Source organism: Burkholderia sp. Ac-20392, assembly GCF_017104585.1.
Lineage (GTDB): Bacteria > Pseudomonadota > Gammaproteobacteria > Burkholderiales > Burkholderiaceae > Burkholderia > Burkholderia lata.
This window is the reverse complement of sequence record NZ_JAAGPB010000492.1, coordinates 1-5,920: the sequence shown is the minus strand read 5'-3', so window position 1 is coordinate 5,920 and position 5,920 is coordinate 1. Positions and strand designations below refer to the sequence as shown.

The window sequence follows — 5,920 nt, the reverse complement described above, 5'->3', positions numbered from 1 at the left end:
CTGCGCGAGTTGCGCGCGTGCGTCGTCCTTGCTGTCGGGGCTGACGGCATCCTCGAGGTCGACGATGATGCAGTCGGCGCCCGAGTCGAGCGCCTTCGCAAAGCGCTCGGGGCGGGTGGCCGGCACGAACAGGAGACTGCGCGCGTGCTGGACGGGGGAGAGGGGCTTGGACATGGCTCAGATCACGCCGGCGGCGCGCAGTTGTTCGATATCGGCGTCGGTGCGCCCGAGTTCATGCAGGATGGCCGCGCTGTGTTCGCCGAGCGCGGGCACCGCATCCATGCGCACGTCGAAGCTGTCGACCGTGGCGGGCGGCAGCAGCGCCTGCAGTTCGCCGGCCGGCGAGTCGATCGAGCGAAAGCGCTCGCGTGCGTGCAGTTGCGGATGCGTCCACAGATCGCCGATCTGGTTCACGGCGGCGTTCGCGATCTGCGCTTCGTCGAGGCGTGCGATCACGTCCTGCGCGGTGAGGGAGGAGAACGCCTGTTCGATCACGGCCTTCAGTTCCGCGCGGTGCTCCGAGCGGCGCACGTTGGCGTCGAAGCGCGGATCGGTCGCGAGCGCCGGGTCGCGCAGCACGACATCGCAGAACGCCTTCCATTCGCGCTCGTTCTGCAGGCCGAGCATCACGACGCGGCCGTCGCCGGCCTTGAACGGGCCGTACGGGTAGATGGTCGCGTGCGCGGCGCCGTTGCGGCCCGGTTGCTGCTGGCCATCATATGCGTAGTACATCGGGAAGCCCATCCACTCGGCCAGCGCCTCGAGCATCGAGATTTCCACGTGCGAGCCGGTGCCCGTTACGCCGCGCTGCAGGAGCGCGCTGAGGATGCCCGTGTACGCATACATGCCCGCCGCGATGTCGGCGATCGAATTGCCGGCCTTGCTGGGCTCGTCGGCCGTGCCCGTGATCGACAGGAATGCGGCCTCGCTCTGGATCAGCAGGTCGTAGGCTTTCTTGTCGCGGTAGGGGCCGTCGGCGCCGTAGCCCGAGATGTCGCAGACGATCAGCCGCGGGTGCTTCGCGTGCAGCGCATCGAACGACAGGCCCATGCGCGCGGCCGCGCCGGGCGCGAGGTTCTGCACGAGCACGTCGGCCTGGGCCACGAGTTCGCCCAGCACTTCCTGCGCGGCCGGTTGCTTCAGGTCCAGCGTGAGGCTTTCCTTCGACCGGTTGGTCCACACGAAGTGCGATGCGAGACCGCGGGTGCGGTGATCGTACGCACGCGCGAAATCGCCCACGCCGGGACGTTCCACCTTGATGACGCGGGCGCCGAGGTCGGCGAGCTGGCGCGTGCAGAACGGCGCGGCGATCGCGTGTTCGAGCGTGACGACGGTCATCCCGCTCAGCGGGCCTTTTCGAGCTTGCATGATCGGATCGTTATTCCAGTTCGGCGCTGGCCTGCATGGCCAGCTGCCCTTGCGGGCCGCGTGCCCACAGGCGGGCGGCATGACCGTCGAGCTTGCCGTTCACCGTGAACGGCGCGGTGTCGAACAGCGGGCTCACGGCCTTGAATTCGAAGCTGCGTACAGTCTTCTCGGGGTGCGTGCGGCGCAGTTCCTCCAGCAGCAGCATCGCAATCAGCGGGCCGTGCACCACCAGGCCCGGATAGCCTTCTTCCTGCATCGCGTAAGGCCGGTCGTAGTGGATCCGGTGGCCGTTGAAGGTGAGGGCGGAAAAGCGCATCAGCAGCACCGGGTCGGGCGTGACGACGCGCGAATACTGCTCGTCGGTCGGCGCCGGTGCCGGCTGCGGCGTCGGTGCGCCGGCTGCGGCGGGAGGCGGCGCGTCGCGATACACGATGTCCTGTTCTTCGCGGATCGCCACGCCCTCGGCGTCGCTCGTTTCATGCAATACGGTGACGAACACCAACTGGCCGCTGCGGCCGGATTTGCTCTGCACGCTCAGGATCGTGGACCGGCGCTGCACGGGCGCATCGACGGCCAGCGGGCGCAGGAATTGCAGCCGTCCGCCGGCCCACATGCGGCGCGGCAGCGTGACGGGCGGCAGGAAGCCGCCGCGCTGCGGGTGACCGTCGACGCCGATGTTCGACTGTCGCTCGCCCGGCAGGAAGTACAGCCAGTGCCACAGCGGCGGCAGCGTCGCGGGGAGTTCGGAGGGGTTCGCGTCGTCCAGCGTCGCCTGCAGCAGACGGACGGGGGCCCGGGTAATCCGGTCCGCGCTGTCTTCGCTGCGGCCGACCCACGCGTCGAAGGATTCGGGAGACTCGAGACTCATGTTGTTTCGTGCTCGATGATTGAAGCGTGAGGCAGGCGGCCGGCGCCCGTCTGTCAGGCGCCGGCCTTGATGACCGTCAGAGTGCGTTGACCAGCTCGGGCACGGCCGCGAACAGGTCGGCTTCGAGGCTGTAGTCCGCCACGCTGAAGATCGGTGCTTCCGGATCCTTGTTGATCGCGACGATCACCTTCGAATCCTTCATGCCGGCCAGGTGCTGGATCGCACCCGAGATGCCGACCGCGATGTACAGCTGCGGCGCGACGATCTTGCCGGTCTGGCCGACCTGGTAGTCGTTCGGCACGAAGCCGGCGTCGACTGCCGCGCGCGACGCGCCCAGTGCGGCGTTCAGCTTGTCGGCCAGCGGCTCCAGCACCTTCGTGTAGTTTTCGCCGCTGCCGAGACCGCGGCCGCCCGACACGATGATGTTCGCGCTCGTCAGCTCCGGACGGTCCAGCTTCGTCACTTCACGGCTCACGAACTGCGACTGGCCGGCGTCGGCTGCCGCTGCGATCTTTTCGACCGATGCGCTGCCGCCTTCCGCTGCCACCGCATCGAACCCGGTCGCACGCACGGTGATCACCTTGATCGAATCGCCGGACTGCACCGTCGCGATCGCGTTGCCTGCATAGATCGGACGCTCGAACGTGTCGGCCGACACCACCGCCGTGATTTCGGAGATCTGCGCGACGTCGAGCTTCGCGGCGATGCGCGGCGTGACGTTCTTGCCATAGGCCGTGGCGGGCACGAGGATGTGCGAGTAATCCTTCGCGATGTTCAGCGCGGTCGCTTCGACGTTTTCCGCGAGGCCCGCTTCGAGTTGCGGCGCGTCGGCCAGCAACACTTTCGAAACGCCCGCGATCTTCGCTGCCGCATCGGCTGCGCCTTGCGCATTGTGGCCCGCGACCAGCACGTTAATGTCGCCGCCAATCTTCGCTGCGGCCGCCACCGTGTTCAGCGTCGCGGCCTTGATCGATGCGTTGTCGTGTTCTGCAATCACCAGAATCGTCATTTTTTCCGCTCCCTCTTACAGTACCTTGGCTTCGGTCTTCAGCTTCTCGACCAGCGTCTGCACGTCCGGCACCTTCACGCCGGCCGCGCGCTTCGGCGGCTCGACCACCTTCAGCGTCTTCAGACGCGGCGCGACGTCCACGCCCAGGTCTTCCGGTTTCACCGTTTCCAGCGGCTTCTTCTTCGCCTTCATGATGTTCGGCAGCGTCACGTAACGCGGCTCGTTCAGGCGCAGGTCGGTGGTGACGACCGCGGGCAGTTGAAGCGACAGCGTTTCCGCGCCGCCGTCGACTTCACGCGCGACCGTTGCACGGCCGTCGGCCACCGTGACCTTCGATGCGAACGTCGCTTGCGGGAAACCGGCCAGCGCGGCCAGCATCTGGCCCGTCTGGTTCGAATCGTCGTCGATTGCCTGCTTGCCGACGATCACCAGTTGCGGCTGTTCCTTGTCGACCAGCGCCTTCAGGATCTTCGCGACGCCGAGCGGCTCGACGCCGTCGTTCGATTCGACGAGGATCGCGCGATCCGCGCCGATCGCCAGCGCCGTGCGCAGCGTTTCCTGCGCCTGCGCGACGCCGACCGACACGGCGATCACTTCGGTCGCCACGCCGGCTTCCTTCAGGCGGACGGCTTCTTCAACCGCGATTTCATCGAACGGGTTCATCGACATCTTGACGTTCGAGAGGTCGACGCCGGTGCCGTCGCCCTTGACGCGAACCTTGACGTTGTAGTCCACCACGCGCTTGACGGGTACGAGAATCTTCATGGAGAGGAATCCTTCCAGAATCAGTAGGAACGGGGGAGCTGCAGCACGTGCTCGGCGACGTGCCCCAGGATCATGTTGGTGGAAATCGGCGCGACCTGGTACAGGCGCGTTTCGCGGAACTTGCGCTCCACGTCGTATTCGCATGCGAAGCCGAAGCCGCCGTGCGTCTGCAGGCACGCATTGGCCGCTTCCCAGCTTGCCTTGGCGGCCAGGTACTTGGCCATGTTGGCCTCGACCCCGGCGTTCTGGCGCGCGTCGATCTTCTCGCAGGCGCGCCAGCGCATCAGGTTCGCGGCCTCCAGCTCGATGAACGATTCGGCGAGCGGGAACTGGATGCCCTGGTTCTGCCCGATCGGGCGGCCGAACACCTTGCGCTCGCTCGCGTAGTCGCGCGCTTTCTCGAGGAACCAGTAGCCGTCGCCGATGCACTCGGCCGCGATCAGCGTGCGCTCGGCGTTCAGGCCGTCGAAGATCACCTTCAACCCCTTGCCTTCGGTGCCGAGCAGCGCGTCTTCCGGCAGCTCCAGGTTGTCGAAGAACAGCTCGTTGGTCTCGTGGTTGACCATGTTGAGGATCGGGCGCACGGTGAGGCCGTTGCCGATCGCCTTGTCCAGTTCGACGATGAAGCACGACAGCCCGTCGCTTTTCTTCTGCACCTGGTCGAGCGGCGTGGTGCGTGCGAGCAGGATCAGCAGGTCGCTGTGCTGGACCCGCGAGATCCACACCTTCTGGCCGTTGATGACCCAGCGGCCGTCCTTCTTCACCGCCGTGGTCTTGAGCTTGGTGGTGTCGCTGCCGGTGGTGGGCTCGGTCACGCCCATCGACTGCACGCGCAGTTCGCCCGCCGCAATGCGCGGCAGGTAGCGCTGCTTCTGCGCTTCGGTGCCGCTGAACACGATGGTGTTCATCACGTACATCTGGCCGTGGCACGCGCCCGAATTGCCGCCGGAGCGGTTGATCTCTTCCATGATGACCGACGCCTCGGCCATCGACAGGCCCGGGCCGCCGTATTCCTGCGGAATCAGCGCGGCCAGCCAGCCGGCCTGCGTGAGGGCGGTGACGAACGCTTCGGGATAGCCGCGCGCCTCGTCGATCTTGCGGTGGTATTCGGCCGGATACTGATTGCACAGGCCGCGTACCGCGTCGCGGATTTCCTGGTACTGGTCGGGGGCGGAGAAAACGGAGGCGCTCATGAATCGTGTCTCGTCATTGGCATGGGTTGAGTCCATAATAAGTTTTGATGGATTTCTTAAACAATAGAATTTTCTGATCGTCGAATCAGTTTTTGGCATCGAGGTATCCGCGATGGATCTCAAGCAACTGCGCGCCTTCGTCACCGTGGCCGAAACGGGCAACGTCACCCGGGCGTCGAGCCTGTTGAATCTCGTGCAGCCGGCCGTGTCGCGCCAGCTGCGCCTGCTCGAGGAGGACATGGGGACGGAACTGTTCGACCGCAGCCGGCACGGCATGCAGCTCACGCCGTCGGGCAAGACGATGCTCGAATACGCGCGCCGCATCCTCAACGAGGTGGCGCGGGCCAAGGCCGAGATCCAGCCGACCGAGGGGCCGGTGGCGGGCATCGTGAGCATCGGGCTGCTGGCCAGCACGTCGGATCTGCTGGCCACGCGCCTGGCGGGCGAGGTGGCGCGGCGCTACCCGCACATTCGCCTGCGGCTCACGATCGGCTATGCGGGCCACCTGCAGGACTGGCTCGAAGCGGGGGATGTCGACGCGGCGCTGCTGTACGGGCAGAAGGAGACGCCCGCGCTGCACGTGAAGGCGTTGATCGACGAGAGTCTGTGGGCCGTCGCGGCGCCGTCGGCCGGGCTGTCGCGCAAGCGGCCGCTGTCGCTCGAGCGGGTCGCGCGCGAGCCGTTCATCCTGCCTTCCGCGCCGCAGGGCCTGCGGGC

At 66.6% G+C, this 5,920-nt stretch carries 7 protein-coding genes; 1 reads left to right on the top strand and 6 read right to left on the bottom strand.

Going from position 1 to position 5,920, the window contains the following annotated elements; translation table 11 throughout:
• The 6 genes from G3N99_RS32940 to G3N99_RS32915 all read right to left on the bottom strand — a co-directional run.
• A partial coding sequence (locus G3N99_RS32940; protein WP_241011976.1) for an aldolase/citrate lyase family protein occupies positions 1–174 on the bottom strand: 174 nt, incomplete at its 3' end.
• A 3-nt stretch (positions 175–177) separates the two neighbouring features.
• Positions 178–1,368, bottom strand: a complete 1,191-nt coding sequence (locus G3N99_RS32935) for a CaiB/BaiF CoA-transferase family protein (RefSeq protein WP_206124461.1) — start codon at positions 1,366–1,368, stop codon at positions 178–180.
• Between the two features lie 10 nt (positions 1,369–1,378).
• Positions 1,379–2,236 carry a MaoC family dehydratase N-terminal domain-containing protein gene (locus G3N99_RS32930; protein WP_206124460.1) on the bottom strand — a complete coding sequence of 286 codons (858 nt, stop codon included), beginning with the start codon at positions 2,234–2,236 and terminating at the stop codon, positions 1,379–1,381.
• Between the two features lie 76 nt (positions 2,237–2,312).
• Entirely contained in the window at positions 2,313–3,245 is a 933-nt protein-coding gene (locus G3N99_RS32925; RefSeq protein ID WP_206124459.1) for an FAD-binding protein, read from the bottom strand.
• A 15-nt stretch (positions 3,246–3,260) separates the two neighbouring features.
• The gene (locus G3N99_RS32920) at positions 3,261–4,010 is read right to left on the bottom strand and encodes an electron transfer flavoprotein subunit beta/FixA family protein (protein WP_174933250.1); all 750 of its coding nucleotides are present in this window, start codon (positions 4,008–4,010) and stop codon (positions 3,261–3,263) included.
• A gap of 20 nt (positions 4,011–4,030) precedes the next feature.
• Positions 4,031–5,203: an acyl-CoA dehydrogenase family protein gene (locus tag G3N99_RS32915; protein WP_011349984.1), complete on the bottom strand. Its 1,173-nt coding sequence runs from the start codon at positions 5,201–5,203 to the stop codon at positions 4,031–4,033.
• A 112-nt stretch (positions 5,204–5,315) separates the two neighbouring features.
• Here G3N99_RS32915 and G3N99_RS32910 point away from each other — a divergent pair.
• Positions 5,316–5,920 (top strand): LysR family transcriptional regulator (locus tag G3N99_RS32910; RefSeq protein WP_206124458.1); only part of this gene is annotated, 605 nt, incomplete at its 3' end.

Excerpts from the sequence above, each read along its gene's own strand:
- G3N99_RS32925 (WP_206124459.1), bottom strand. The coding sequence starts at position 3,245 with ATGACGATTCTGGTGATTGCAGAACACGACAACGCATCGATCAAGGCC.
- G3N99_RS32915 (WP_011349984.1), bottom strand. The coding sequence starts at position 5,203 with ATGAGCGCCTCCGTTTTCTCCGCCCCCGACCAGTACCAGGAAATCCGC.
- G3N99_RS32930 (WP_206124460.1), bottom strand. The coding sequence starts at position 2,236 with ATGAGTCTCGAGTCTCCCGAATCCTTCGACGCGTGGGTCGGCCGCAGC.
- G3N99_RS32935 (WP_206124461.1), bottom strand. The coding sequence starts at position 1,368 with ATGCAAGCTCGAAAAGGCCCGCTGAGCGGGATGACCGTCGTCACGCTC.
- G3N99_RS32920 (WP_174933250.1), bottom strand. The coding sequence starts at position 4,010 with ATGAAGATTCTCGTACCCGTCAAGCGCGTGGTGGACTACAACGTCAAG.